The sequence below is a fragment of the Bythopirellula sp. genome (genome assembly GCF_041737835.1).
In the GTDB taxonomy this organism is placed as follows: domain Bacteria; phylum Planctomycetota; class Planctomycetia; order Pirellulales; family Lacipirellulaceae; genus Bythopirellula.
Genome location: NZ_JBGSQY010000018.1, coordinates 46,038 through 71,234, shown reverse-complemented (window position 1 = coordinate 71,234; position 25,197 = coordinate 46,038). Strand labels below are relative to the sequence as shown.

The window sequence follows — 25,197 nt, the reverse complement described above, 5'->3', positions numbered from 1 at the left end:
GCGCAGTTCGCTTGACCACTACGTGGAGGAGAAAAATCTCGCAAATACGGCAGCAGGCCCATAAATGCGACAAAAGGAAAGCGGGGGACAGCGTTGCAGAGTTTTGCAGTTGATATTGCGCAAATCGGAAGAAAAAATGAGCGCATAAAAAATCCCCCTGTGGGTGGGGCAGCAACCCACAGAGGGCGAACGACGTAGGAAGCCTACGTAAGCCCGATTCTAGCGTCCCCTTACCGTTTAATCAAACACTTTTGCAGAATCTTCTGAAAATTTCGAGAAACGGGGTGGAGATCGGCTACCATAGTGGCCAAGCCCGGAAGGCAAGCCATAGATTTATGTCCATGAATGTAAAAGACTTACTGCAAATTCTGCTGGCGATTCCCACCGTCAACCCGGTGTTTGGAGCCAAGGACCCGAGCTGGGTGGGCGAGGGGCGGCTGACCGATTTCTTGGAAAAATGGGTAGCCGAGCAAGGTTGGCGATGGCTGCGGCAGGAAGTTCATTCGGGGCGTGAGAACCTTATTGTCCTCATACCCGCTCCGTCCGGAAGCCCGGAACTGCCAGTTACGCTGTGGGAAGTTCATCAGGATACCGTGGGTGTGGCGGGGATGACCGTAGATCCCTGCGGTAGCACAGAGCGTGAGGGCCGTATTTATGGCCGTGGTGCGTGCGACGTGAAAGGGGGCATGGCAGCCATGCTGACGGCCCTAGCAACAGCTGAAGCTCGCAGTGGCACAATTCTGCTCGCATTAACAGTCAATGAGGAGTGCGGCTTCACAGGCGCGAAGGCCTTGGCACGACTCTGGACGCGACCCGGTGACGCGGAAGTTTTCCCACGAGTTGATCAGGAGAAAGTCCGGGGCACATTGTCGCTGGAAGAACTGCGCGAATTGCGTCCTGAGCGCGCCATCGTTGCCGAGCCTACGGAGTTCGCGGTCGTGGTCACGCACAAAGGAATTGTGCGCTGGCGGTGCCATACCCGTGGACGTGCCGCGCATTCGTCTCAGCCCCAACAAGGCAAGAATGCCATCTATGCGATGACGGATGTGATCGCGGCGATTCGTGGCTTTGATCGTGAAGTATTAACGCATCGCGGAGCCGATTGTTTGTGCGGTCGACCGACGGTGTCGGTGAATACGATTCATGGCGGCACGGGTGCCAATGTAGTGCCCGATCATGCAGTGATTGACATTGATCGCCGGCTCATGCCTGGCGAAGTTCCCAGTGACGCGCAACAAGAACTCGTTGAATATATTTCCGATCACGTTAATGCTGACGTCGTTGTCGAACACGAAGCCCCTTGGAATCAAAGCCGCGGGATGCAGGCAGGCGAGAATCAACAGTGGGCGAAGCAAGTCGCTCACTTGGCAAGCTTTGATGGCCGTGCAAGTGATATTGTTGGTGTTCCCTATGGGACCGATGCGTGGGTCTTTGCGGCAGTTGGAATTCCCACGGTGGTAATCGGCCCGGGGAGCATCGCTCAAGCTCACACCGAGGACGAGTGGATTTCCGTGGCGGAACTCGAACGCGGTGTGGAAGTTTACCGACGATTGGCAATCAATCCTTAAGTTAGTCCTCGCTCTCGCGCAGGGCATTCTTTCGCAAACGCAAATCCTAGTGGATTGGCGTAGTTTCGTTGTGATTCGCTCGCAAGTTTCCCAGAGCGCGATTAGGCTGGTAATTGGCTGCCTGTTGGGCTTTTGGAATCGGAAACAGAGTTAAATTGCGACTTGCCATGAGCCGATTGTTTGCATGTTCATTGCGATTGCTGGCCGGTCTTGTGGCGGCGAGTTGGTTGGGAGTCGCAGCCCATGCGCAGGCGCTTCTTTTCTCGGATGACCTGTCGACTGGCACGGGGTGGAAGTATTCACATTTCGGCGGTATCGCGAAACCGAGTCCGAATGATATCAGCGAAGCCGACTTCGGATTCAATTACGCCGCCTTCGGTATCCCCGAAGCTCCTCACAGCCAGCCAGGGGACGCGGTACGGCGAGGCCTGCGATTGGCGGATAACATTGTGGGTGAGTTTGCCGGCGATCAAGTCGCGGCCGTTTATGAGAGCCCTCTCTTTGTGAGCCAATACACGGTGCAGGTCGATGTCTGGTTGAATTGGGCCCCCAACGCTTCGGAAACGGGAACGACGGAGCATGTCGGCGTTCTTGCCGGTTTCATTGTGGCGGATGCTCAGCGGACATTTTCGCCGGGCCAGAATGGCGCAGGCGTGTTGTATTCGAGCGACGGTGGTGGCGGTTGTAGCAGCACGGGGAGTGCCTGCGACTACATGCTCGTGAAGAATGGGTCCGAACTCGACCTCACAAGTGGCCAATACGGCCAAACGTCGTTTGGGCAAAGCAACCAAGCCGGATACGACAACACCGACTCGAATGCCAATCTGAATCTGCAAACGCTTTTTCCTGCTTTCAACCTCGCGACGGCTACCAGCGGTTCGAACGCGACGGGAACTCAGCCAGCAGGGGCTTTGGGCTTTCAGTGGGTCACGGTCACGTTGGAAGTTGATGCCAATGCCGTCGGCAACGGCACGAACGGCCATTTAGGAACCGTGAAGGTAACCTTAGAAAGCCATCGTTCGGGTAACTCGTTGGTGTTGGGGACAATCGACAACAGCATCGAGCAGAATCCTGCGGACGGCATCAATACCTACGAACGGCCTGTCAATCTTGAAGGTGGTATCGGATTGATGATGACCGATTTGTTTGCCTCAGGTCCGACGAATCCCAACTTTGCCTTCGGTTTGTTCGACAACGTCCGGGTTTACCAAGGATTGCTCAGCGAGAGTTTGACGAGCAATTATCACGCCGTTCCAGAGCCTGCGTCATTTGTACTCCTGACAACTTTGGTGGTTGGGTTGTGTGTTGGAAGGGGCCAACGATCATGATGCGATACCAAGTTTCTTTGATCATGTGCCTGCTTTCCGCTTGTTGGTCCACAACAAGTCATGCAGCGCTCAATATCTATAGTGATTTTGATCACGCATCGCTCGCAAGTTGGAGCGGTAATCTCAGCAACATTCAATTGACTGGCCGAACTAACTATCTCACCAGCACGGGCTGGCGGTGGATGTATTTTGAAGCGGAAGGCGTTGCCGGGGCACAGCCTGTATTTTCGGTCAATCAGGCCTTCGCGGGTGGAAACTCTGCCCTCACCAACCACAAGATGGTTTATTCTTACGACAACGAGAACTGGTTCTTCTTCGACAACAACCAACGCTCGGGTAATCTCTACACATTTTCCAATAGCATGCCGTTTGCTAGTAACAATGTGTTTGTGGCGTATGCGCAACCGTACTCTTATGGCCGTTCGGTCGATCATACCGCTGAAGTGCTCACTTCACCTTGGGCCGCGCCGACGGCATCGGCCGATGAGAATGGCATACTGGGCCAATCCTCAGTTGCCGTGGACGACATTGGCCGACTGGTCCCTACACGCAACGTGTTCGGCTATCGAATCACCGACCCCGCGACGGATTCACTACTTGAAGCCAAGCGAAAAGTCATGCTTTCGAGCGGACTTCACGCCGGCGAGTCACTTGGCACTTATACCTACGAAGGCTTAATCAACTGGTTGATCTCCGATGATCCCCGCGCGGCGCGGCTTCGTCAGGATGCGGAATTCCTTTGCTATCCGGTTTTGAATCCTGGGGGACGATTCGCTGGATCGAGCCGAGCCACCGTGGATCACATTACCATCGATCCCAACGGTCGCTGGAATCCCAGTCTTTGGCAAGACTATCAGGAAGTTAAAGCGACAGGCGAGGCAATGCTGGCCGACGTTGTGGCCACGCCGGGGAACTTGGACGTGTTCATCGACTTTCATTCGACGATCCCGTCATCACCCGGTGATGATTTCGGTTTCATCGAATACGAGCAGGGCGATAACTTGGCCGACTTTTGGGTCGAGCTCAAAAGTATTCAGCCCAACATCTTGGACACCGATTCGACGGGTAGTAGTTGGACGACCGCCAACTTTGCAGACTTGCTGTTAGGCGCTGAGGTCGATATCACGTTCGAAACACAGTTCGGCAAGAACCGTCCCATTTCGTACTATCGCGACATGGGGGCGAATTTTGGTATCGCCTTCTACAACGCATGGATTCGTGTTGATAACCCCGCTGCAGCTGACTTCGACGAAGATGGAGACGTCGACGACGCGGACTTAGTCGCTTGGCAGAATGGCTACGGTTTGGGGAGTACCGTCGAGCATTGGGACGGCGATGCCGATGGTGATGGCGACGTCGATGGCCGCGACTTTCTGACTTGGCAGCGGCAGTACACGGGGAGTCTTGATTCCCTCGCCGCGATTCGTGCCGTGCCGGAGCCAAGTGGGCTCATGCTTATAGCAATTGGCCTAACGACGCTAAGCCGCAAGCGATCGCTTGCGGCTTAACATGTAACCTGTGGGTCTTGTGCGAATCGGCTGCTGCCGACTACACCCTATCAAACACGTCACCCGATCAAAACACGTCGAGAATGAAGTGATGACCGCTGTGATAGAGGCGGCGATTGGGGTAGTAGTTGTGCCACCGCTTGTTGTAGACCGGGATTCGCATTTCGGGCGGATAGCGGTAATACAAGCTGTCGGCACTCCGATAGTACTCGTTGCCCCAGAAATTTTGGGGGTAGTACACGTACGGATAGTGATAAAAGCGTTCCCAATCTTGGGTCGTGTAGGTTTGGCCCCAAGAGCGGCCGTAAGCTTGCTGGGCCGATGCTTGGTTGGAGTCGGCGACGCAGCAGGCAAGAGCCCCGGCGCAGCAAATAGCGAATAGGATCCGGCGGACCATCGAATTCCCCCCTCGAAGGTATGCGGGTAGCGGGCGCGTCAGGGCAAGCGGGCCGTGACGAAGTTGTGTTCACAGTTAGAATCGGCTGGCGGCGAAGAGCGGGTTGAGGGAATATCCGGCACAACCGGCAGAATTGGTACATGTGGACCGCTGTACGCGCTGCTAGCGAATATAGCTGGCCACTCAGCTTGGCGATTTGCCCGCCACCAACTCACTTTCCCACTCATCCATCAGCGGCCAATCGAGCGCGCAGGTACCGAAGTCGGCCATGTGCAGATAGCCGTCCAGGCGCTTGATCGTTTTGTCGATCAGGGCATTGTCTTTGCGGAAAGCGGGGCCATGGCTGGGGAGCAGCCATTCGACGTCGCTATCGCGAATGCGGGTTAAGGACTTGATGAAATCGGGGATGCTGCTGCCATGATGGGCGTCAATCGCTCCCACGCAGCCATCCCGGAATAGGTTGTCGCCGGAGAACAGCAGGTTCCCCAGTCGCAACGACAATTGGCCATCGGTATGCCCAGGGGTGTGCCAGACTTCCAGCTGTTGGTTGCCGACTTGGATGATGTCGCCGTCGTTGACCTTGTGCTCCACCACAACGGCGGGCATCTCCATGTGGATATTTTGAGCGGAAATCTCGGCGAACGTCGCCACCTTGTCGCCCACTTCCAGATGCGGGGCCGACAAAGGATGAGCCGTCACGGTTGTTTTGAGGATCTGCTTGGCTTTGGAAAGCCCTTGAATGTGGTCGACGTCGGCGTGCGAGGCGATCAGCGTTTTGCACTTGCTGAACGGAAAGTCGAGTTCGCGAATCAGATCGATACAATCGTCGACCGCGTCTTCGTAGCCGATGTCGAAGAGCACCCACTCATTTTCATCGTAAATCAGGTAGACGCAGCAGCTTATGCGGCGGCGGGCCTGATGGTTAAGCTCGATGACGTTGGGGAACAGCGGGGTCCGTTCAAGCATGGTCGACAGCCAGATCAAGGAAAATCGCAGGGGCCAAGCGGGGTCTCTGCGCACAGAAACAAACCGAGCGATCACCGCTAATCGCCACTGGGATTCTAAAGGCCGCCCCACAGAGTATGCAACCGCCCAAGAATTGCGGAATTAACCATCGCTAAACGATAATCATTCTCAATAAACGAGTTTCTAAGTGGACTTCCCGAGAATCGCCGCCAGACCTGCCCGCGAGTTGGGATAACGCAATTTGATGGGGATAGTGCTCAGCAATTTGCGATTAGAAATTCGCTTGTCGGCGAGGGCACGTTGAGCCGCCGGAGTATTGGAATCAGGCGCGACAAAGTGTGGCTCGCTGACGCCGATCAGCCGCGCGATTTCGCGGTAATGGTCGCCACGCACAACAGGTTGGCCGTCGCTCACACAAAAGATTTCCGGGCCGCTGGTAATCGGATTTGCAGTCGCCCATTCACCGAGGGCCACGGCAATCGCTGCCGCATCGTCGACGTGAATCAGATTAAGCCAACCTTCGCTCGGCACGTCGAGCGATTCACCCGCGCGGAGTTTGTCGAGATAGGGAACTCTTCCCGGCCCATAAATTCCGGCGAGTCGCAAGATGAGCGATCGCTTGCCAATCGGATGCGCGGCCAAGACTTGTTCTGCGGCGAGTGAGGCCTTGCCGCCATCACGTTGAGGGTTGGAAGGAGTTGTTTCGTCGACCCATTCGCCATCGGCCGGGCCATAGACGCCGGTGGTGCTGATGTAGATCACGCGCTGCACATTGCTTGGCAATGCGTCGAGAACATTCTGCAACCCTTGGGCATAGACGGTGTGGATGTCGGCTTCGCCGCTGCGATCGTAACCGACGGAATAAACCAGTGTGTCCAATGAGTTGCTCGTTAATGCCGATGCAACGGGCAACCACTTCAGAGTTTCGGGATCAATGACATCAGCACGAGCTGGAAACACGCCCGCGTCGAACATTTCCAGTGGCAATTTTCCGCTTCGCGAAGTGGCGATCACATCGTCACCTGCAGCACGCCAAAGTTTTGCGATGCGCGACCCCAGGTAACCACAGCCGATGAGAATACGAGTTTGGTTCATTTTCGGGAGCTGCGATACTTAGCATCGCAGCTAATCAAGTCCTTCGAGAGAAATTTGCCCACGAGCGCCGGCTTCCAAATAGGCCGTGAGCATGATCTGCGCGGCGAGTTGATCGATTCGCGCCTTGCGGCGTTTCTTGGTGAAGTTGGCCTGGCTGAGAATCTGTTCGGCTTCCAGCGATGTATAGCGCTCGTCGAAGTATTCCACGGGGAGTTGCGTAAGCTCGGCGAGCCAATTGCCGAACTGCCGTGCCTCCTGCGATTTCTGGCTGTCGTGGCCGCTGGTATGGACTGGTAAGCCCACCACGAACTTCAGAAGCCGTTCTTCTCTAGCGAGCGTACGAAAGTATTCGGCATCGAGCGCGGGGCTACGGCGATTGTAGGTTTCGTACGGCGAGGCGATTCCGACGTCGAGGTCGGCGGTAGCAATGCCGATCCGCACGGTGCCATAGTCGATCCCTGCGATGCGTCCAGAAAGTGCCATGAATTGATTTTACAGGAGGAAGCAGAGTTAGCAGAGAATTTCTAAACGCAAAGGTGCAGAGTTTCGCAAATGTAAGAAGTAAATTATTTAGAAATTCTTACTTTTGCATTTTTCATTATTGCTCTGCTCCCTCTCCTTCCTCCTGTAAAACTCTTACAAGTATTCCGTCATGCCACGCATTTCGAGTTGCTTCACAATATTGCGGATCGACTCCTCATCGTTTTTATTGGCCACCAGCGTCGCATCGGGTGTGTGGACAATGAGCATGTCCTTCAGCCCAAGCGTCACGACCAAGTGGTCGTCGGTCGTGCGAATGATTGTGCCCTTGGTGTTCATGCCGAGGTGCTTGCCGACGATGGTGTTCTCATCCTTGTCGGTTCCCAACAGTCGTGCGAGCGACAGCCAACTCCCCAGGTCGTCCCAGTCGTAGGGGGCAACGATCACGGCCACGTCTTGAGCATGCTCCATGACGGCGTAATCGATGGAAATCCCTTCGATGGCCGAAAACTCTTCGTTGAAGACTTGCTGCTGCTTGTCGGTGCCCCAAGCGGCCACGATCTTTTTTAGGTGCTCAAGGATCAGCGGCTGCCGTTCGGCCAAAGCGTCGAGAATCGTTTTTGCCTTCCAGATAAAGATGCCGGAGTTCCAAAAGAAATCGCCCGAGCCGACATACTCGGCGGCAGTGGCGGCGTTGGGCTTTTCACGGAATCGCTTCACAATGTAAGTGGGAGCGGCGTCGCCCCGCATGTCGATGGCCGCGCCCCGTTGGATGTAGCCAAAAATTTCCGCCGCGTAGGTGGGTTGAATTCCGAACGTGACGATGCGGCCCGGCTTCTTTTCAACGAGCTCAATAGCCTGACGCACGGCGGCCTGAAAGCGATCGCCGGAGCGTATCACGTGATCCGCCGGCATGACGACCATCGTGGCATCGGGATCGTTGCGGCTCACCAGCAAGGCGGCCAGCCCAATGCACGGAGCCGTATCGCGCTTGCAGGGTTCGCCGACGATCTGCTCGGCGGGGAGTTCGGGGAGCTGCTGTTTGATCGGATCGACGAGTTGCCGATTGGTGACGATCATCGCCTGCTCGGGCGCAACCAAACCATCAAGGCGGTCATAGGTTTGGCGGATCATCGTCGCCTTGCCTACGAGCGAAAGCAATTGCTTGGGACTCGCGGCACGGCTGGCGGGCCAAAAACGGGTGCCGGTACCACCGGCCATAATGATGGCGTGAAGCATAAGGGAGAGGTCAGGGGCGAGAGTTCAGGGATCAGATGATTAAGCAATTCATGATACCGCACGAACACTTGAGCTGGCGAGCCTGCTTCAGCAGGCGGTGGGGGGATTAAACGCAGAGATCGCCAAGACACAGAGGATCGCTGAGAAAAGTCCTCTGCGATCATTGCGTAAACTTTGCGAACTTTGCGTTTAAAATCTTTATAAACACGAGCTGAATCGATTGGCGACTTCACTCGGCTTCGCAGCTTTCGCGATCGCTCCACTCACCGCCACGCGCTTGATGCCCGTGGCGAGCACCTCTGGGAGATTCTCAAGCGTGATCCCGCCAATCGCGAACGCGGGTAGTGAAATCCCTTCGGCAACTTGTTTTAGCAAAGCTGTGCCTGGGAAGACATCAAACGATTTTGTGGTCGACGGAAAAGTCGGACCGACGCCGATGTAGTTGGCACCGTCGATAGCGGCTTGGCGTGCTTGTTCGATGCTGTGCGTCGATACGCCGATGAATTTGCGTGGCCCCAAGATTTCACGAGCTGCCTTCACGGGCAGATCGTCTTGGCCCAGATGGACCCCATCAGACTGCACTGCCGCGGCGATGTCGGGCCGGTCGTTGATGATAAGCAGGCAACCCTCGGCTTCCGCCGTCGGGCTATGACAGAGATCCCGCAGCTTCAACGCACGGGCCAGCAACGCCCGATCATCGAGATTTTTATCCCGGAATTGGATCATTCCCACGCCGGCGGCGTTTAATTCCGGAATTTTTTCTAGTTCGAACGAGCCATCGATGAGCACGCACAGTTTGGCTTGTTCGAGTGGAGTGCCGCTAAGCCGCGAGCGGCTGGTGATGGCTTTTTCGAGGGTGTAGAACCGATAACGCAAACTCTCGAACTTAGATGCAGCTTCTGGCGACGTGACTTTGCTGAATTCTTCCAGACTTCGCAACGATTGCTTCAGTCGCTCGCAGCTCGCTTCGCACACGGCTGTGGCATCGACTCGTTGATTCTCAGCCGAAGTGGAAATCGAAGTTCCAACATCGGCCTGCGTCTCACGCATGGCGTGGCGATCTACTCGGGGCAGGGTGGTCAGCGTGGCCGCCAATTCGTGCCGTATCTCTTTTACCAGCGTCGTGAGATGGCGGTCGTCGAGGGCGAAACGGCAGAAATCTTCAACCACGCGCAAACCCTCAGCAGCCCGGTTGGCCGAGGCGTCGAGGATGCGAAGGATCTGATGTTCGGAATTCACTGTTTGTTCTCGCCGCTTGCGGCTTAGTGATGAAAAAGTAGCTAGCAACCCATTATGGCCGGATTCAACGGGGAACCCCAGGTGTCCGGTTGCCCGCAAACCGCCCTCGTCGGTGGCCGTCATTATCGTTATCTTCCCACCGGACGAATTGTCTGTCGGCGGAGTCTGCTGCGCACGTGGTAGGTTCGCCACAGTTGGTGGATACACAAACCCATTTCCAGGCTGTAAAGCGGTTGCGGGCCTAGAGTTGCCTTGCTTCCGCACTGTCGCGGGCTAAACTTGCGAAGTCACTATTCTAGGCACACGATTGTCTAAGATGTGACCGTGAGGCTCGGCGAGGTCACGCATGATGCCGACGCGAAAACTGCCGAAGATCGCCTACTTTTGGCCCGGACTTCCCCAGCTCTGGTTGCGGGGGTCTTGGGCAGGTTTGGTGATAGCTGTAGGATTTACCGCGTTGGTCAACGTGCTGATCCTCGCGACCTGCGTGTTTCACGAGTGGATACCTCATGAATATCTGCTCGGTGGATATGGTGTGGTCGCGGCGAGTTGGTTGGTCGGTTGGTGGCAATGTCGTGTGCAAATGTCGCACGAAGTAGCCGCCACGGGAAACAGCGACGAATCGGCCAGCGAAACGCCAAGCGTTGGCCTTGTGGCCGAACCCAGGGAACAATTGTATCGTGATGCTCAGCGAGTTTACTTGCAGGGCGATTGGGTAGCTGCGGAGCAATTGCTCCTGAAGCTACTGAAGTTGGATGACCGCGACGCGGAAGCCCGGCTGATGCTTGCCACACTTTGGCGGCATCAAGGTCGGCATCGCGAAGCGATTCGCCAACTCGATAAGTTAAGCCGGTTGGAAGCAGCCGACCCTTGGCAAAACGAAATCACGGTCGAGCGACGGGAAAACGCCGCCGTGTTGGAACAGAGTGAACTGGAACAAAAAACGACAAATACACACGAAGACGAGACCCAGACGATTAAAATTACCGACGCTCAGCCGTCGGCCACCGAGATCAACGAAACCAATCGGCGGCATGCTGCGTAAAGACGGCAAGTCGTTTTACGACGCACAGCCGAAAGGCGAATCAAGAAGGGGAGTATGGCCATGTACGAACGTTTCACCGACCGCGCTCGCAAAGTGATGCAGTTGGCCAATCAAGAGGCACAGCGGTTCAATCACGAATATATTGGTACCGAGCACGTTTTGCTCGGCTTGATCAAAGAGGGGAGCGGCGTTGCCGCCAACGTCCTGAAGAATCTGGACGTGGACCTTCGCAAAATCCGACTCGAAGTTGAAAAGCTTGTCCAAAGCGGCCCCGATATGGTCACGATGGGCAAGCTCCCGCAGACGCCACGGGCTAAGAAAGTCATCGAATACTCGATGGAAGAAGCCCGTCATCTGAACCACAACTACGTGGGCACCGAGCACATTTTGCTAGGCCTGTTGCGTGAGCAAGAAGGCGTCGCTGCTCAAGTGCTCATGAATTTGGGCCTCAAGCTCGAAGAAGTTCGCGAGGAAGTTCTCAATCTTTTGGGCCATGGCCTAGAAGGCGAAGATTCCCCGCGCGGTGGTCGCGTTGGCGAAGCCGGTGGGGAAGAAGGAGAACGCGAAGGTCGCAAGAGCAGCAAGAGCAAGACTCCGGCCCTCGACAGTTTTGGCCGCGATCTGACCGAACTGGCCCGTCAAGGCAAGCTCGATCCGGTGATTGGCCGCGAGAAAGAAATCGAACGGGCGATCCAGGTGCTCTGCCGCCGCACGAAGAACAATCCCGTGTTGTTGGGTGAAGCCGGCGTTGGCAAGACGGCCATCGTCGAAGGTTTCGCCCAACGAGTGGTCGACGGCAACGTGCCGGAATTGTTGCTTGATCGTCGGATCGTGGTCTTGGACCTCGCGATGATGGTGGCTGGTACCAAGTACCGCGGCCAATTCGAAGAGCGTATTAAGGCCGTGATGAACGAAGTGCGTCGTGCGAAGAACACGATTCTGTTCATCGACGAATTGCACACCTTGGTGGGTGCCGGTGGTGCCGAAGGGGCCATCGACGCGTCCAACGTGCTCAAGCCCGCCTTGGCTCGAGGCGAAATCCAATGCATCGGGGCCACCACGCTTGATGAGTATCGCAAGTACATCGAAAAGGATTCGGCGCTCGCTCGCCGTTTCCAGGAAGTGCTTGTCGAACCCACGACCGCCGAGGACACCATAAAAATCCTCGAAGGCTTGCGGGATCGCTACGAAGAGCATCATCGCGTGCAAATCACCGACGACGCGATCAAGTCCGCCGTGGAGCTTTCGGATCGCTACATCACGGGCCGTTGCTTGCCGGACAAGGCGATCGACGTGATCGACGAATCGGGCGCGCGGGTGCGGCTCAAGACGATGTCGAAGCCGCCCAATCTGAAGGAAATCGACGACGACGTCGAGCAGCTTAACCGCGAGAAGGAAGAAGCCGTCGCGAATCAAGATTTCGAGAAGGCCGCTTCGCTCCGCGATCAAGCCGATAAGCTCAAGAAAAAGAAGCAGACCATCACCAAGGAATGGCGTGAGAAATCGCGTGAGAATGGTGGCGTGGTCGACGAAGAAGTGATCGCCGAAGTGGTCTCCAAGATGACGGGCATTCCGCTCACCCGGATGACCACCGAAGACACGCTACGCTTGATGAAGATGGAAGAAGAACTGCACGGTCGCGTGATCAGCCAGGACGAGGCCATCAAGGCCATCGCCAAGGCGGTGCGTCGCAGTCGCAGCGGTTTGCAAGATCCCAAGCGGCCTACCGGTTGCTTCGTGTTCGCGGGACCCACCGGTGTCGGTAAGACGTTGCTTGCCAAAGCCTTGGCCGAGTTCATGTTCGGTGATGAGGAAGCCCTCATCCAGATCGACATGAGCGAGTACATGGAAAAGCACAACGTGAGCCGCTTGATCGGTGCCCCTCCGGGCTACGTCGGCTACGAAGAAGGTGGTCAGCTCACCGAGCAGATTCGCCGTCGTCCGTATGCCGTGGTGCTCTTGGACGAAATCGAAAAGGCCCACCCTGAAGTCTTCAACATGCTGTTGCAGTTGATGGAAGAAGGACGCCTGACTGACAGTTTTGGCCGGAACGTCGACTTCCGCAACGTGATCTTGATCATGACCACCAACGCCGGTGCCGATGCGATCAAGAACGAAGCGGCCTTTGGTTTCCAAAAACCCGACGAAGATGCTTCGTACGACAGCATGAAGAAGCGGGTGGTCGAGGAAATCGAAAAGGTGTTCCGTCCCGAGTTTATCAACCGCGTGAACGACATCATTGTGTTCCGCCATTTGACGACGACCGACTTGAAGGACGTGGTCGAATTGGAACTCAGCAAGATTCGCGGCCGATTGAAAGAGCGTGGACTTGCCCTGGAACTCAGCGACGAGTCGAAGGAATTCCTCATCAAAAAGGGTTCCAACACCGATTACGGGGCTCGGCCTTTGCGGCGAGCGATCGAGTCGTTCATCGAAGATCCGTTAGCCGAGGAGTTGCTTAAGGGTGAATTCAACGGCAAGCAGGTGATCCGTGTGAGCGTCAAGAAGGTGGCTGGCAAAAAGCAGCTGACCTTCGATGGCCGCATGGAAGGCGAACCGGAGCCCGAGCCAGTCGGCGCACTTGCCGATGGCGGAGACGACGACGAATCGACCGAAGGTTGATTTTTGTAATGAGTTAACGACAATCGCCGTCGAGCACGCGCTCGGCGGCGATTTTTTTGTTTCATGGCAAGCGGCGGGCGAAAGCCCGCTGCAAAACAGAATCGGGAAGCTTACGCATCCCGCTCGCATCTATGGCCAAGACCCGCACCTTTATCGCCGTGGAAGCCGTGGATGGCGTGCATGCCCAAGCGCAGGCGGCGATTGAACGATTGCGCCCTTTGGCTAGTAACGTGAAGTGGGTCGAGCCAGAGAATCTCCACTGGACGCTTCAATTCTTGGGTGATCTCAAGGATGAAGAAATCGCCGAGGTTTGCCGCCGCGTGCAAAAGATCGTGGCTGATGTCGCCCCCTTTTCACTCACGGGCTCGGGAGTGGGTGCGTTTCCCAAGTTGGATCGTCCCAAAGTGCTATGGCTTGGTGTCTCTGAAGGGATGGATCAATTCGCAGCCCTACAAGCCAAAGTGGAAACCAATCTGGAAGGGATGGGCTTTCGCGGCGAGAATCGCCAATTCGTGCCGCATCTGACCCTGGGCCGCGTGGGCCCTGGCCAGGATAACGGTGCCTTGGTCGAAGGGGTGACGCAACTGAGCAACTTTGCCGGCGGGCAAATGTTTGTCGACGAGGTTGTTGTCTATGCCAGCGAGCCACAACGCTCCGGGCCCAAATACACGCCGCTGGCGCATCTAAAGTTGGGCGGATAAGCAGGCGTTGAGCAGCGCTATAGCATGCTTATTCAACTTCATCCACGCCGGCGCATCGTTAGACCTACGCCCGCAAAGGCCAGCGGTAGCGATGCCGTCATGGGTTCGGGAACAGTCGAAACGGTGACCCCGCTTCCCGAAAGTTGATAAGTAAACGCTTGGCCGAGGGCGCCATTTGCAGCGCCTTGATCGGTTTGAATGGTCAACGTCGCACTGTAGGACCGGATTTCGGTCGGATGAAAGTGGATGGGGAGGTTGGCAAATTGCTGTTCATACAGAATTGCTGGAATGAGACTATCAACGCTGAACGCCGCGGCATCGGGGCCTCCGAGAGTCACGCTCAAGATGCCCAGGGACGTGAGCGATGAATCCATGCCCAGATCGGTGCTGGCGTTGTTGAGAATCAAGTGAAAAGCAGCACTGTAATTTACGCCTGTTGTGCCTAAATTGATTGTTGTGTTGGGATGAGCCCCCATATTCGTTGCGAATGTAGGTCCCACCCCCCGTCCGACTGCCAGCACCGCATCTCCGCCATTGCTATGCACGGTTACAGTTTCAGTTGTTCGACTGTTGGTGCTATACGTCAACGGGAGGAGTTGAACGACACTTCCTCCCAGGCCACCACTGAATGCAAACGTGGAGCCCTCGGCTACTCCTGTAAAACCCGCTCCAACATGGTCAAAGAGCCCGTAAAGAGCGCCTGAGAAATCGCCACCGCGTGCTAAAGATGTGAAACCCGATTTCGAACCAGTCCCTATCCGGACGTTCAAAGGGAGTGTGCTGGTGCTTACGTAAGTTTGGAGTTGTTCCACAGTCCCGTTGCTGCCCGGTTGAGCCGCACCAATTGCTGATCCACCGTTGGCACTGACCCCGCTCGCCAGAGGGGCGGCATTTTGTTGAATCAGAACCCGGCCACCACCGCCTCCTCCCCCTGCGTTTGTGCCACCACCGCCGGAGGCATTACCACCGTCGCTGCCGTCGGCAGAAATGGTACCTGATAGTGCCTGAGTGACTTTTTGCCCCGCAACCCGAATAGACCCACCGCTGCCTCCCCCGCCCCCGCCATAGCCATTTGCGGCGACACCCGCTGCTCCACCCTCCGACGTGACCGGAGCTAAAATTTTGACCTCGCCAAGAGCGCTGATTTCGAGAACGCCACCCCCACCGCCTCCGTCACCGTATGTATCGCCGTTACGGCCGGAGCCGCCGCCGCTGCCGCCATATAGCGAGCCCACAATGGAATTGCTCGCCGGGTAGGAGGCACCACCAAGGCTGTCCGTGTCGCTATATCCGCCTCCTCGGCCTCCATTGCCGCCGTAGGCACCTCCACCCGCACCAGCGTAATTGCCAATGTAAGTCGGTTGGCCGGCACCAGGTCCGGCGCCAGCAGCTGCAGAACTTCCACCGGCGAAACCGCCAGCCACGCTCGGTGCGCCATAATTGCCACCATTCACGGAAAGGGCGCTGCGAATAACCACATCGTCACGCGACAAAAGCGCCAGTCCGCGGCTCCCTGTGACTGTCACCGCCACGCCAGGGCCGATGCTGATGTCGTCGAAACTAAAGATGGCAAGTTCGGGCACTCCGGTTGCAGGATTGGCTAAACCATTCTGGTTATCGATCGTCGCGGTAAAGGCGAGGATTCCATTGACTCGGATTTCTCCAGCGGTTGTATCAATCGTCACCGCATTACCAATGCCCACCTCAAAGCTGCCTTGCGAAGTGTAGGCAAGCGGGTTCAGTAGCGACGCCCGCAGCTGGTCTGAGCCGTACGCTGAAAAAAGCAAAATGACTAAGAGATGACAAACGATACTGCAACAAATCCGCCGAGGATGACGGTGCCACATAATTAATCTCCGAGTGAATTACCAAGAAAGGCGATGCAGGTGGGAAAATGATGTTCAAACGACCCGCAAAGCCCACGGGGCAATGCGCTTTAATTATCATAATTTCCGTGGATTTTCACGCAATCTGAACCGCAAAACGCCGTAACGTGGCTTTTTTGCATTTGAAAAGGTCTGTCTTAGAGGCCTTGTTTCTGGATTTCCTTGGGCAGATAAGAACAAACGTCTCGTCTCCGGAGGTCGGGAAATTCTCGCTTGTCCAAATAGGCAGTCCTGAGTTTCGTCGTAATATGCCTAAAAACCGGTGAAAAATCAACAAAAAAATCTTCTTGCAAACTTTACTGAACACCGATACAGTATTCGTGCGTACAGTATAAAAGTTGTGCCGTTCGCTGCGGCTTGCATCCCCGCCTTTTCTGTTGGATAAAGGGTCCGAACACATGGTAACAGCAGTTGCTAGCAAGAATTCCGTGCCGAGCCAAAACACATCGTCGAGAACCACCATGGCTAAAAAAGAAAAGGCGAAGCCTGTTAAGGCTTCCGCAAAACAGACTCCCGCCGAGAAGATGCTCTCTGGCAGTACCGAATTGCGAAATACGGTCGAAGCGATCGAAAAGCAATTCGGCGAAGGTTCCATCATGCCCCTAGGTGCCGACAAGATTTGTCGGATCGAAGGGATTTCCACGGGGAGCCTGTCCGTCGACATCGCCCTGGGGGGCCAGGGAATTCCCCGCGGACGCATCATAGAAGTCTACGGCCCAGAATCGAGCGGTAAAACGACGCTCGCCCTGCACGTGATTGCCGAAGCTCAAAAGGCCGGTGGCATTGCAGCTTTTATCGATGCCGAGCATGCCCTCGACCCCACATGGGCCAAAAAGCTCGGTGTCGATCTCGAGACGCTCTTGGTAAGCCAACCTGGACATGGTGAAGAGGCCATGCACATCACTGAGATGCTTATCAAGTCGAACGCGGTCGATGTGATTGTGGTCGACTCGGTTGCGGCATTGGTTCCTAAAAAGGAACTCGACGGGGAAATCGGCGATTCGCACGTCGGCTTGCAAGCTCGTTTGATGAGCCAGTCGATGCGGAAACTCACGGCCGTGATTGCCAAAGCCAAGACCTCGGTGATTTTTATCAATCAAATTCGCGAAAAAATCGGTGTCATGTTCGGCAGCCCCGAAACGACCCCCGGTGGTCGGGCCCTCAAGTTCTATGCTTCCTGCCGCATCGACGTCCGTCGGATCGGTCAGTTGAAGGATGGCGAAGAAGTCATCGGCCAACGCGTGCGTGCCAAGATCGTAAAGAACAAGGTCGCCCCACCATTCCGTGCTGCCGAATTCGATATGATGCATTCCGATGGCATCAGCTACGAAGGTGACATTCTCGATTTGGGTTTGGAAAAGAAAGTTCTTTCCCGCACCGGTGCTTGGTTTCGCTATGGCGAAATGCAACTCGGGCAAGGCAAAGAAAAGTCACGTGTTTTTCTGAAAGAGAATCCTCAGATCACCGAGGAGATCAAACAGAAGATTCTAGCCGTCGGTGGATTTGATGATTTGCTCTCCACCGCGGGCCGCGCCGCCAATCTCGATGAAGAAGACACTCCCGCAGATTTTGAAGAATAAGAACGCACAAAACCGGGTGACAACGGTTGAGTGACACACCGAAGGTTGATGGTGTGACGACAGAGGAAACCCGGGGAGCAGTCTCCCCGGGTTTTTTTGTGCTATTACCATCGTGGCGGAGGCAGTTTACCTTCACGGGACTCGCCACGAAGATTCGTTTGCCACACTTTGCCGGTTTCGGCTTCCAGCGCCGTGAGCCAACCGCCGCCGTGGGCGTAGGTGTCGATGCAGATTAAATGGCCCAGATTGAGAATCGCGCCTTGCTTATCGGAAGTGTGGCCCAACACGGCGGTCTTTCCCGAGCAATGCATGCCGGGGCGAAAATTGCGGAGCGACTCCCAACGCATCTCGTACCACGGCTGTTGGTCGAGCGGTTTGCGCGCGAGATAGTTTCCGTGGGCGTAAAAATGCGAGGGGGTTTCAAAATAGTCGCCCCATGATCGTAAGAATTCGATATGTTCTGGCGGCAGCCGCGATGCCGCCCAACCCTTGCCATAGGAATCGAGCGTTTCGTCGCCACCGTGGCTCAGCCAATCTTGCAGCGGCATCTTGTTGTCGACCGAGTCGAGTAACATTTCTTCGTGATTGCCCGAAATGCAAATCAGCTGGCATTCATCCTGGAGCTGAAGCAAGCGTTCAATCACGCCGCGGCTATCGGGTCCACGGTCGACAACATCACCGAGAATGACGAGCGTATCCTCGGTTTGAAGCGAGAGCGCTGCCAGCAAGCGTTCAAAGGGTTCACGGCAACCGTGAATATCGCCGATGGCAATGGTGCGGGAAGTGGTCATGCCGATTCAATGCGGAGAGCGAAACGTGTTCCCGCGATTGTCGCTATCTGCCAGCGGAGGGCAACCGCATAAATCGTCGTGAATAAACTGTAATTATTCTCCCGAGTTCACGTGACCTCGCTAGATTGACAAGCGCGGCCCGAGCGATAGGATGAACAATTGCTAACAGCCCCAAGTTCATGGGCTGTTTGACTTTCCATTGCAAATGTTCGCCGGATCGTCGAGGCGATTTGGCGGCTCAGGGAGAGGAATTCCTCAAGAGATGTCAGAGCCGATCACCCAGTTGGAGCATGCCAGAGCCGGAACTATCACCCCTGAAATGGAGTTCGTCGCCCAGCGCGAAAAGCTCGAAGCAAATACGGTCCGCGAGGAAGTCGCCGTGGGTCGCATGGTGATCCCGGCCAATCGCATTCATTTGGAGGGCCGGCTCGAACCGATGTGCATCGGCATCGCCGCCACGTGTAAAGTGAACGCCAACATCGGCAACTCGGCCGTGACGAGCGATCAAGACGGCGAGCTCGAAAAGCTGCACACGGCCGTTCACTATGGTGCTGACACCGTGATGGATCTTTCCACGGGCAAGAACATCGACATGATTCGCAAGTCGATCATCGATGCTTCCCCTGTGCCCATCGGCACGGTGCCCATTTATCAAATGCTCGAGGAGTTAGGCGGCGACATCGAAGAGATGCGTCCGCAGCATTTTCTTGACATGGTCGAGCATCAGGCCAAGCAGGGCGTCGACTACATGACGATCCATTGCGGCGTGAAACTCGAGCATTTGCATATGACCATGGGCCGCGTAACTGGCATCGTCAGCCGGGGTGGCTCGCTCATTGCTAAATGGATGATGTCTCATCGTAAGCAGAATCCGCTGTACGAAGCGTTTGATGACCTGTGCGACATCATGCGACAGTACGATGTCACGTGGAGCTTGGGCGATGGCTTGCGGCCTGGTTCGTTGGCCGATGCCAGCGACGACGCGCAATTCGCTGAACTCGACGTGCTCGGTGAACTCACGAAGCGTGGTTGGGAACGTGGCACACAGGTGATGGTCGAAGGTCCCGGGCATATTCCCATGGACGAAGTCAAAATGAACGTCGACCGGCAGATCGAAGTTTGCCAAGGCGCGCCGTTCTATGTGTTAGGTCCGCTGGTGACCGACTTCGCTCCTGGTTACGACCACATCACGAGTTGCATTGGCGGTGCGCTTGCTGGTTGGGCCGGGGCCGCAATGTTGTGCTACGTGACCCCCAAAGAGCATTTGGGACTTCCCGAACGCGAAGACGTCAAGCAAGGTTTGATCGCCTACAAGATCGCCGCCCACGCTGCCGATATCGCCCGCAAGCGTCCTGGGGCTCGCGATCGAGACGATGCCCTGTCGCGCGCACGGTTTGCCTTCGATTGGGACGAGCAATTCCGTTTGTCGCTCGACCCCGAAACGGCTCGTGCTTACCACGATCAAACGTTGCCCCAAGACACGTTCAAGAGCGCTCATTTCTGCAGCATGTGCGGGCCGAAATACTGCTCGATGAAGATCACCGAAGACATCCGGGCCATGGCCGCCGAAGGTAAGCTAGAATTACCGGTAGTGGCTGTGGGTGATTCGAGCCAAGGTTGATAATTATTCAAAAAGATAAGTAGGAAAATATAATGACTACTCGATTGGCTATCGTTTTGCTGATTGTAACTGTGGTTGGCTGTGCTGATAGCAACGTCGCAACCACCGATGCGACAAGGCCCGCAGCAACGGCCGTCGCCTTTAATGTCGCTGGCGCGCCGACCGTGCAGTTTGAAGTTCCCGACATGATGTGCGAGGAGTCATGTGCCAAGGCGGTCCGCGAAACTTTGGCTGCTCAACCGGGAGCAAAGGAAGTCGTTGTCGATTTTCCCAAGAAGATTGCGACGGTAGCTATTGATGAAAAAGCCTTTAGCTCGGACGACGCCTTAGCAGCACTGCTGGACAAGCAATTTACTGAAGCGAAGCTCGTCGCTGCTCCCGAAAAGCCAGCGGCAGAACCCAAGGCACCTGCGTCACCGGATGCTCCCAAGCCGGCGGATGGTTGAGCGGCTCGCTATTGATCGCTCAGCATCTCATTTTTGGGATGATAAAACAGGGCGATCGGCAGCATAAGAACTGCGATAAACAAAAAGCAAATCGACCGCGGCCAGTCTTGCCATTCGATGATCTTTGTCAGACCCCAGTAGATTGCCACGGCGAGCAAGATGCCAATCCAGTTGGCTTGGTTCATTACGGCGATCATTCGGCCTTTCTTGTCATCAGGTGGACGGGACTGCATAAATACCTGCAATGGCACGGCGAACAAGCCCGTGAATGCGCCCATGACGAGAAACATGGGCATGCTACCCCAAAAGCCCAACCATTGATCGCTCTCGCCCAAGCCAGGAAGTCGTGTCAGCTTTCCTGCTGCATCTTTAAGGTTTGCTATGTCACCGCTTGCTGGGATCGCAACGAGTGCCAATGTGACAAGCATGCCGATGCTCCCCACCCGTAGCAAGCGAAAATCGACACGTCCACGCGAAACGATGCCCCCGATCACGCAGCCGACTGCGATCCCGACGCCGATCATGGCACTCATATAACTCGTGTTGTCGTCACCAACTTGCAAGACGAGCTTTCCCAATGAGTTAACGGCGGGGGGAACAAGGCCCGCCAAGAGCCAAAACCCGCTCGAGACGATGAGCGCCATCATCAGTGGCCGATCAGCCCTTAGCAATTGGATCATGTCCTTGGGAACTGTGAGGGCTTCGGGTGTGAATTTTAGCTCGGGATTGGCAACAGGAACTCGTCTCACAAGGAGTGATGTCAACGTGCCTACCACGGCGATGCCAATGCAGGCGATGGAACCCATCCACAGTTGGCCAGCGACCCGTTGTCGATCAGCGGCAACACGCTCGGCCTCAGGAAGTTCGGCTGCTACTGCGAGTTGTTCCGGGGATCGATGATCTGCCAAGAGAAGCCCTGCCACGGCGGTCCCGAAAATAATTGCCAGAAACGTCGTCATAAGCATGAAACCATTTGCACGCGGTAAGTCGCGATCGCGGAGCATCTCTGGCAGGATGCCATACTTGGCAGGACCGAAAAACGCACTCTGGGCGGCCATAAAGAAAAGCACCGCGTACATCGGCCACATGCTTTTGCTACTGCCATACATTGTGAAAGCAATGCCACCCAAACCCATCGCCACGATTTCGGCAACCTTGGCCCACACAACGATTGATCGCTTGCTGTGCTTGTCGGCAAGGTAGCCTGCATATCCGGTGAAGAGCAGAAACGGGACGGCAAACATAAACATTGGGAGCCACTGATTGTCGGCCGCTTCGCTCTTCAGCGCCTCATCCACGCCCGTGATCGACAACAACAAAACCAGTTGCTTGAACAGATTGTCGTTGAACGCCCCCAGAAACTGGGTGACCGTCATCCCCCAAAAGCTTTTGTCCGCATACAGTGTGGGCAGGGCGGACGTGTCGAGATGTTCGGTGACGGCTTCGGCTGTGGTTTCGGTGGAGGACATGCGGAGATTATGGAAGCCATTGCCGCCAGCAGCAATATGAATTGCCGCCGAAAGACGGAGCGTTCAGCTGAATCCGGGCGAACGCTCTTTGATTTTGGCCAGTACTGCGGGGAGTGGATACGCGATGATCGGGATGTCGAGCGTGACGATTTCTTTAAGTCGTCGCCACCCCCGGGTGAGCAATTCTTCCTGCTGCCGCACGAACTCGGGGTCGAGATTGCGCTTGTCGAACGGTCCGTCGCGAAAAATGGGTTCAAAATCATCGGCGACGATGTATTGCGCCAACTCGGGATTGCAGCGGATATGCCGCTCCGGCGTCGTGTGGAGGACCTCGGGATCGAGCATCCCCACGATATAGCGCAAATAAAGATCGCTGTCGGTGAGCGTGGCGACATCCTGGCCGCAAACGTCGCAGAGATATCCTTCGTCACATTTGGCCATGATTGGTCCTTTGTCAGTTGTTCGCGGTTAACTGCAACTGACAACTGGCTACAGGCAACTTACAAACCCAAGACATCGTTCATGCCGTAAAGTCCGGGTTTCTTGTCGACCACCCAATCGGCGGCGAGTAAGGCCCCTTGGGCGTAGCAATCGCGATTGGAGGCCGCGACGGTCAGCTCAATCGTCTCGCCCAACATGCCAAACACGATCGTGTGCTCACCGGGATTGTCACCTGTGCGCAACGCGTGGTAACCGATTTCGTTACGCGGCCGTTGGCCAGGTCGACCCGAACGGCCGTGGATGTGCGACGATTGGCCCATCGCTTCGGACACGATGCTGCCAAACCGCAAGGCCGTGCCGCTGGGCGCATCTTCTTTAAAACGGTGATGGCGTTCGATGATTTCGACGTCCACGCCCGAGGGCAACTTGGATAAAGACTTCGCCGCGACTTCGGTGAGCTTCATCAGTAAGTTCACCGAAGTGCTCATGCTCGGGGCCCAGACGATGGGAATCTTCGTCGCCGATTGCCGGATGAACTCATCCTGGTTGGCATCGAAGCCAGTCGTCGCAATCACCATCGGTTTCTTGAATTCCAAGCAATGAGTCACGGCAGCGATTGCAGCATCAGGGACCGAGAAATCAATGACCACATCGGCGTCGGATTCGCCAACCACAGACAGTGGAATACGAATTTGACCAACGCCAGCAAGCAGTCCGGCATCTTGGCCTAGGGCAGGGTGAGTTGCGGATTCCAGCGCGGCCACGATTTGGTAGCGACTATCCTTGCTGGCCACAGCGATAACGCGCTGTCCCATTCGTCCCGCGGCACCGTGTACAGCGATTTTCATGATGTGCCTTCCTTGTATCACAATATTAGCTATTCAATTGTATCGCGCGGACGATCTCATCCAGGTCGTTGGCCACGGCAACGGCACGGTTGGCGAACTCAGCTCGTTGGACACCTCGGCTTCCCAGCACGCGATTGAATTCTTCTTGATCGGTGGTGTGATAAGCGACCGTGGCCGTCGGGTCTTTCAACTGATGGCCAGTAAGAATGCAAACGACACGATCCGAAGGAGCAATCACACCCTCGGCACGTAAAACCTTCGCGCCGGCAACACTCGCGGCGCTGGCTGGTTCGCAACCCAAACCACTCGCACCTACTTGCGCCTTGGCATCGAGCATTTGTTGGTCGGTGACTTCGCGGACAACGCCGTCGCAGAAGTCGAGTGCTCGCAGGCATTTTTGATAATTCACCGGGCGATTGATCTCAATCGCACTGGCGATCGTCGATGCGCGGCGATGATCGCGGTCGAGTTCGTGGTAGTAATTTTGCGCGGCTTCGGTGTCGATGTTTCCTTCATTCCACCGCTGGCCGCGAACTTCGAAGAGTTGATGCAGCGTATTGGCACCGGCGGCATTGATAATCGCCAGCCGAGGCACACGGTCGATCAATCCCAACTCGTGGAGTTCTATGAAGGCTTTTCCGAACGCCGAACTATTGCCGAGATTACCGCCGGGTACAACGATCCAGTCAGGAACTTCCCAATTCAGACTTTCGATCACGCGGTACATGATCGTTTTCTGGCCTTCTAGGCGGAAAGGATTCACGCTATTGACCAGATAGATCCCCATCTTCTGGCTGACTTGTTGCACGCGCATCATCGCGTCGTCAAAGTCGCCGGCAATTTGCAGCGTCAGCGCGCCATAATCGAGCGCCTGCGATAGCTTGCCGTAAGAGATTTTGCCCGAGCCGATGAAGATGATGGCGTCCATCAGCTTACTCATGCCGCAATAGAGCGCAAGTGAAGCACTCGTGTTGCCAGTTGAAGCACATGCGGCCCATTTTGCTCCAATCGTATGGGCATGGGTGAATGCAGCCGTCATGCCATTGTCTTTGAAGCTGCCTGAAGGGTTCATTCCTTCGTATTGCAGTAGCAATTGACCGGGGTTTACGCCCACATATTGGGCAACACCGTTCGACGGTAATAGGGGCGTTTGACCTTCGCCGATCGTGACGACTCTTTCAGGCGGTGCGAACGGCAGCAACTCGTGAAAACGCCAAACGCCGCTGCGGCTCAACGGCTCGTTTCGCTGTGACCACTTCTTTTCAAATTCCTTCAGCGACTTGGGGACGGGCAAGCGGTCCCACTCATAGGCCACATCTAACAGCCCCCCGCAGTCGTCGCACGATGTGCGTACTTCGCCCACATCGTATGTCGCTCCGCAAGCGGGTGAAACACAACGCTGAAATGCCAAATCGGTGTTGATTTTGACCGAGGTCGCCACTTGTACTCCGCAATTCGACCCGCGCGCAACTCGAACGGCAGCACCGGAGGAGCCGTGCGGGAATTATGCCGGTGCGTTTGACGCTTGCACGAAAAACCATCGGCCAAAGGCTCACCGATTTACGGTAAGCATAAAGAGTAAAACAACTTAGTGTCAGTTTAATGCGGGTTGTGTCTGGCTGCAACTCAGCACACTTTAGGCTACTACGGACCTATGAAAATCGCGAATTTATCTGCGCGAATTCACCCGAAAATCGAGCGATCAGATAAGCTCTTGATACGTACTGAGGTATGTGACTCGGGAAGAGAATCCTGGCCGATCGAGACAATCTAAATTGCTGTGAATAGGCTAGTTGCCATTGTTGTAAGTTGTTGTTTTCACAGGGTTTATGGGATTGTGTTTCGCTGCCAAAGTGTTTGACGCCTTGTTTTGAACGTATTAGAATAACTGGTCTGGTCTCAATCGCAGAGTGCGTGCTGGGAGAGG

Annotated in this window: 21 protein-coding genes; 9 read left to right on the top strand and 12 right to left on the bottom strand. The window is 55.6% G+C overall.

Going from position 1 to position 25,197, the window contains the following annotated elements:
• Nucleotides 1–335 precede the first annotated feature (335 nt).
• The 3 genes from AC6T8Q_RS03860 to AC6T8Q_RS03850 all read left to right on the top strand — a co-directional run bounded on the left by AC6T8Q_RS03860 (nt 336) and on the right by AC6T8Q_RS03850 (nt 4,404).
• A complete protein-coding gene (locus tag AC6T8Q_RS03860; protein ID WP_500677824.1) occupies nt 336–1,568 on the top strand; it encodes a M20/M25/M40 family metallo-hydrolase in 1,233 nt (410 codons plus the stop codon).
• A 167-nt stretch (nt 1,569–1,735) separates the two neighbouring features.
• On the top strand, nt 1,736–2,896 hold the full coding sequence (locus AC6T8Q_RS03855) for a hypothetical protein (protein WP_500677823.1): 1,161 nt from the start codon (nt 1,736–1,738) through the stop codon (nt 2,894–2,896).
• Nucleotides 2,893–4,404, top strand: coding sequence for a M14-type cytosolic carboxypeptidase (locus AC6T8Q_RS03850; protein WP_500677822.1), 1,512 nt, complete (start codon nt 2,893–2,895; stop codon nt 4,402–4,404). Before AC6T8Q_RS03855 ends, AC6T8Q_RS03850 begins: the two co-directional genes overlap by 4 nt.
• A gap of 67 nt (nt 4,405–4,471) precedes the next feature.
• Here AC6T8Q_RS03850 and AC6T8Q_RS03845 read toward each other — a convergent pair whose 3' ends face one another.
• The 6 genes from AC6T8Q_RS03845 to AC6T8Q_RS03820 all read right to left on the bottom strand — a co-directional run bounded on the left by AC6T8Q_RS03845 (nt 4,472) and on the right by AC6T8Q_RS03820 (nt 9,820).
• Nucleotides 4,472–4,801 (bottom strand): calmodulin-binding protein, encoded by a 330-nt coding sequence (locus AC6T8Q_RS03845; RefSeq protein WP_500677821.1) that lies wholly within the window; start codon nt 4,799–4,801, stop codon nt 4,472–4,474.
• 183 nt (nt 4,802–4,984) lie between these two features.
• Nucleotides 4,985–5,767, bottom strand: coding sequence for an MBL fold metallo-hydrolase (locus AC6T8Q_RS03840; RefSeq protein ID WP_500677820.1), 783 nt, complete (start codon nt 5,765–5,767; stop codon nt 4,985–4,987).
• 183 nt (nt 5,768–5,950) lie between these two features.
• A complete protein-coding gene (locus AC6T8Q_RS03835; RefSeq protein ID WP_500677819.1) occupies nt 5,951–6,862 on the bottom strand; it encodes an NAD-dependent epimerase/dehydratase family protein in 912 nt (303 codons plus the stop codon).
• Nucleotides 6,863–6,892: 30 nt separating this feature from the next.
• Nucleotides 6,893–7,345 carry a Holliday junction resolvase RuvX gene (gene ruvX, locus AC6T8Q_RS03830; RefSeq protein ID WP_496921626.1) on the bottom strand — a complete coding sequence of 151 codons (453 nt, stop codon included), beginning with the start codon at nt 7,343–7,345 and terminating at the stop codon, nt 6,893–6,895.
• Between the two features lie 153 nt (nt 7,346–7,498).
• Nucleotides 7,499–8,581, bottom strand: coding sequence for a mannose-1-phosphate guanylyltransferase (locus tag AC6T8Q_RS03825; protein WP_500677818.1), 1,083 nt, complete (start codon nt 8,579–8,581; stop codon nt 7,499–7,501).
• Nucleotides 8,582–8,779: 198 nt separating this feature from the next.
• Nucleotides 8,780–9,820, bottom strand: coding sequence for a thiamine phosphate synthase (locus AC6T8Q_RS03820; RefSeq protein WP_500677817.1), 1,041 nt, complete (start codon nt 9,818–9,820; stop codon nt 8,780–8,782).
• Between the two features lie 346 nt (nt 9,821–10,166).
• Between AC6T8Q_RS03820 and AC6T8Q_RS03815 the strand changes: the two genes are divergently transcribed.
• The 3 genes from AC6T8Q_RS03815 to thpR all read left to right on the top strand — a co-directional run bounded on the left by AC6T8Q_RS03815 (nt 10,167) and on the right by thpR (nt 14,188).
• Entirely contained in the window at nt 10,167–10,865 is a 699-nt protein-coding gene (locus AC6T8Q_RS03815) for a tetratricopeptide repeat protein (RefSeq protein ID WP_500677816.1), read from the top strand.
• 60 nt (nt 10,866–10,925) lie between these two features.
• A complete protein-coding gene (locus tag AC6T8Q_RS03810) occupies nt 10,926–13,487 on the top strand; it encodes an ATP-dependent Clp protease ATP-binding subunit (RefSeq protein WP_496921631.1) in 2,562 nt (853 codons plus the stop codon).
• 131 nt (nt 13,488–13,618) lie between these two features.
• The gene (gene thpR / locus AC6T8Q_RS03805) at nt 13,619–14,188 is read left to right on the top strand and encodes an RNA 2',3'-cyclic phosphodiesterase (RefSeq protein ID WP_496921632.1); all 570 of its coding nucleotides are present in this window, start codon (nt 13,619–13,621) and stop codon (nt 14,186–14,188) included.
• Nucleotides 14,189–14,226: 38 nt separating this feature from the next.
• Here the strand turns inward: thpR and AC6T8Q_RS03800 are convergent, their stop codons facing one another.
• Nucleotides 14,227–15,891 carry a hypothetical protein gene (locus tag AC6T8Q_RS03800; RefSeq protein WP_500677815.1) on the bottom strand — a complete coding sequence of 555 codons (1,665 nt, stop codon included), beginning with the start codon at nt 15,889–15,891 and terminating at the stop codon, nt 14,227–14,229.
• A gap of 644 nt (nt 15,892–16,535) precedes the next feature.
• On the opposite strand from AC6T8Q_RS03800, the gene recA reads away from it, so the two are divergent.
• Nucleotides 16,536–17,654, top strand: coding sequence for a recombinase RecA (gene recA / locus AC6T8Q_RS03795; protein WP_500677814.1), 1,119 nt, complete (start codon nt 16,536–16,538; stop codon nt 17,652–17,654).
• Between the two features lie 104 nt (nt 17,655–17,758).
• Here recA and AC6T8Q_RS03790 read toward each other — a convergent pair whose 3' ends face one another.
• Nucleotides 17,759–18,445, bottom strand: coding sequence for a metallophosphoesterase family protein (locus AC6T8Q_RS03790; RefSeq protein ID WP_500677813.1), 687 nt, complete (start codon nt 18,443–18,445; stop codon nt 17,759–17,761).
• Between the two features lie 274 nt (nt 18,446–18,719).
• On the opposite strand from AC6T8Q_RS03790, the gene thiC reads away from it, so the two are divergent.
• Both thiC and AC6T8Q_RS03780 read left to right on the top strand, forming a co-directional pair.
• A complete protein-coding gene (gene thiC / locus AC6T8Q_RS03785; RefSeq protein WP_500677912.1) occupies nt 18,720–20,066 on the top strand; it encodes a phosphomethylpyrimidine synthase ThiC in 1,347 nt (448 codons plus the stop codon).
• 32 nt (nt 20,067–20,098) lie between these two features.
• A complete protein-coding gene (locus AC6T8Q_RS03780) occupies nt 20,099–20,512 on the top strand; it encodes a heavy-metal-associated domain-containing protein (RefSeq protein WP_500677812.1) in 414 nt (137 codons plus the stop codon).
• Nucleotides 20,513–20,520: 8 nt separating this feature from the next.
• On the opposite strand, the gene AC6T8Q_RS03775 is transcribed toward AC6T8Q_RS03780, so the two are convergent.
• From AC6T8Q_RS03775 to thrC, 4 genes are all read right to left on the bottom strand, one after another.
• Nucleotides 20,521–21,981, bottom strand: a complete 1,461-nt coding sequence (locus AC6T8Q_RS03775; RefSeq protein ID WP_500677811.1) for an MFS transporter — start codon at nt 21,979–21,981, stop codon at nt 20,521–20,523.
• A gap of 63 nt (nt 21,982–22,044) precedes the next feature.
• Nucleotides 22,045–22,422, bottom strand: coding sequence for a hypothetical protein (locus tag AC6T8Q_RS03770; protein ID WP_500677810.1), 378 nt, complete (start codon nt 22,420–22,422; stop codon nt 22,045–22,047).
• A gap of 59 nt (nt 22,423–22,481) precedes the next feature.
• Nucleotides 22,482–23,270: a 4-hydroxy-tetrahydrodipicolinate reductase gene (gene dapB, locus AC6T8Q_RS03765; protein WP_500677809.1), complete on the bottom strand. Its 789-nt coding sequence runs from the start codon at nt 23,268–23,270 to the stop codon at nt 22,482–22,484.
• A gap of 25 nt (nt 23,271–23,295) precedes the next feature.
• Complete coding sequence (gene thrC / locus AC6T8Q_RS03760; protein WP_500677808.1) at nt 23,296–24,711, bottom strand: threonine synthase; 1,416 nt, start codon at nt 24,709–24,711, stop codon at nt 23,296–23,298.
• Nucleotides 24,712–25,197: the final 486 nt, after the last annotated feature.

Bases quoted from the DNA above. Each gene is read 5' to 3' on its own strand.
- AC6T8Q_RS03810 (WP_496921631.1), top strand. From the start codon at position 10,926: ATGTACGAACGTTTCACCGACCGCGCTCGCAAAGTGATGCAGTTGGCC.
- AC6T8Q_RS03840 (WP_500677820.1), bottom strand. From the start codon at position 5,767: ATGCTTGAACGGACCCCGCTGTTCCCCAACGTCATCGAGCTTAACCAT.
- AC6T8Q_RS03850 (WP_500677822.1), top strand. From the start codon at position 2,893: ATGATGCGATACCAAGTTTCTTTGATCATGTGCCTGCTTTCCGCTTGT.
- AC6T8Q_RS03775 (WP_500677811.1), bottom strand. From the start codon at position 21,981: ATGTCCTCCACCGAAACCACAGCCGAAGCCGTCACCGAACATCTCGAC.
- AC6T8Q_RS03860 (WP_500677824.1), top strand. From the start codon at position 336: ATGTCCATGAATGTAAAAGACTTACTGCAAATTCTGCTGGCGATTCCC.
- AC6T8Q_RS03825 (WP_500677818.1), bottom strand. From the start codon at position 8,581: ATGCTTCACGCCATCATTATGGCCGGTGGTACCGGCACCCGTTTTTGG.
- AC6T8Q_RS03780 (WP_500677812.1), top strand. From the start codon at position 20,099: ATGACTACTCGATTGGCTATCGTTTTGCTGATTGTAACTGTGGTTGGC.
- AC6T8Q_RS03815 (WP_500677816.1), top strand. From the start codon at position 10,167: ATGATGCCGACGCGAAAACTGCCGAAGATCGCCTACTTTTGGCCCGGA.
- AC6T8Q_RS03835 (WP_500677819.1), bottom strand. From the start codon at position 6,862: ATGAACCAAACTCGTATTCTCATCGGCTGTGGTTACCTGGGGTCGCGC.
- thpR (WP_496921632.1), top strand. From the start codon at position 13,619: ATGGCCAAGACCCGCACCTTTATCGCCGTGGAAGCCGTGGATGGCGTG.
- AC6T8Q_RS03790 (WP_500677813.1), bottom strand. From the start codon at position 18,445: ATGACCACTTCCCGCACCATTGCCATCGGCGATATTCACGGTTGCCGT.
- dapB (WP_500677809.1), bottom strand. From the start codon at position 23,270: ATGAAAATCGCTGTACACGGTGCCGCGGGACGAATGGGACAGCGCGTT.
- AC6T8Q_RS03855 (WP_500677823.1), top strand. From the start codon at position 1,736: ATGAGCCGATTGTTTGCATGTTCATTGCGATTGCTGGCCGGTCTTGTG.
- recA (WP_500677814.1), top strand. From the start codon at position 16,536: ATGGCTAAAAAAGAAAAGGCGAAGCCTGTTAAGGCTTCCGCAAAACAG.
- AC6T8Q_RS03845 (WP_500677821.1), bottom strand. From the start codon at position 4,801: ATGGTCCGCCGGATCCTATTCGCTATTTGCTGCGCCGGGGCTCTTGCC.
- AC6T8Q_RS03770 (WP_500677810.1), bottom strand. From the start codon at position 22,422: ATGGCCAAATGTGACGAAGGATATCTCTGCGACGTTTGCGGCCAGGAT.
- ruvX (WP_496921626.1), bottom strand. From the start codon at position 7,345: ATGGCACTTTCTGGACGCATCGCAGGGATCGACTATGGCACCGTGCGG.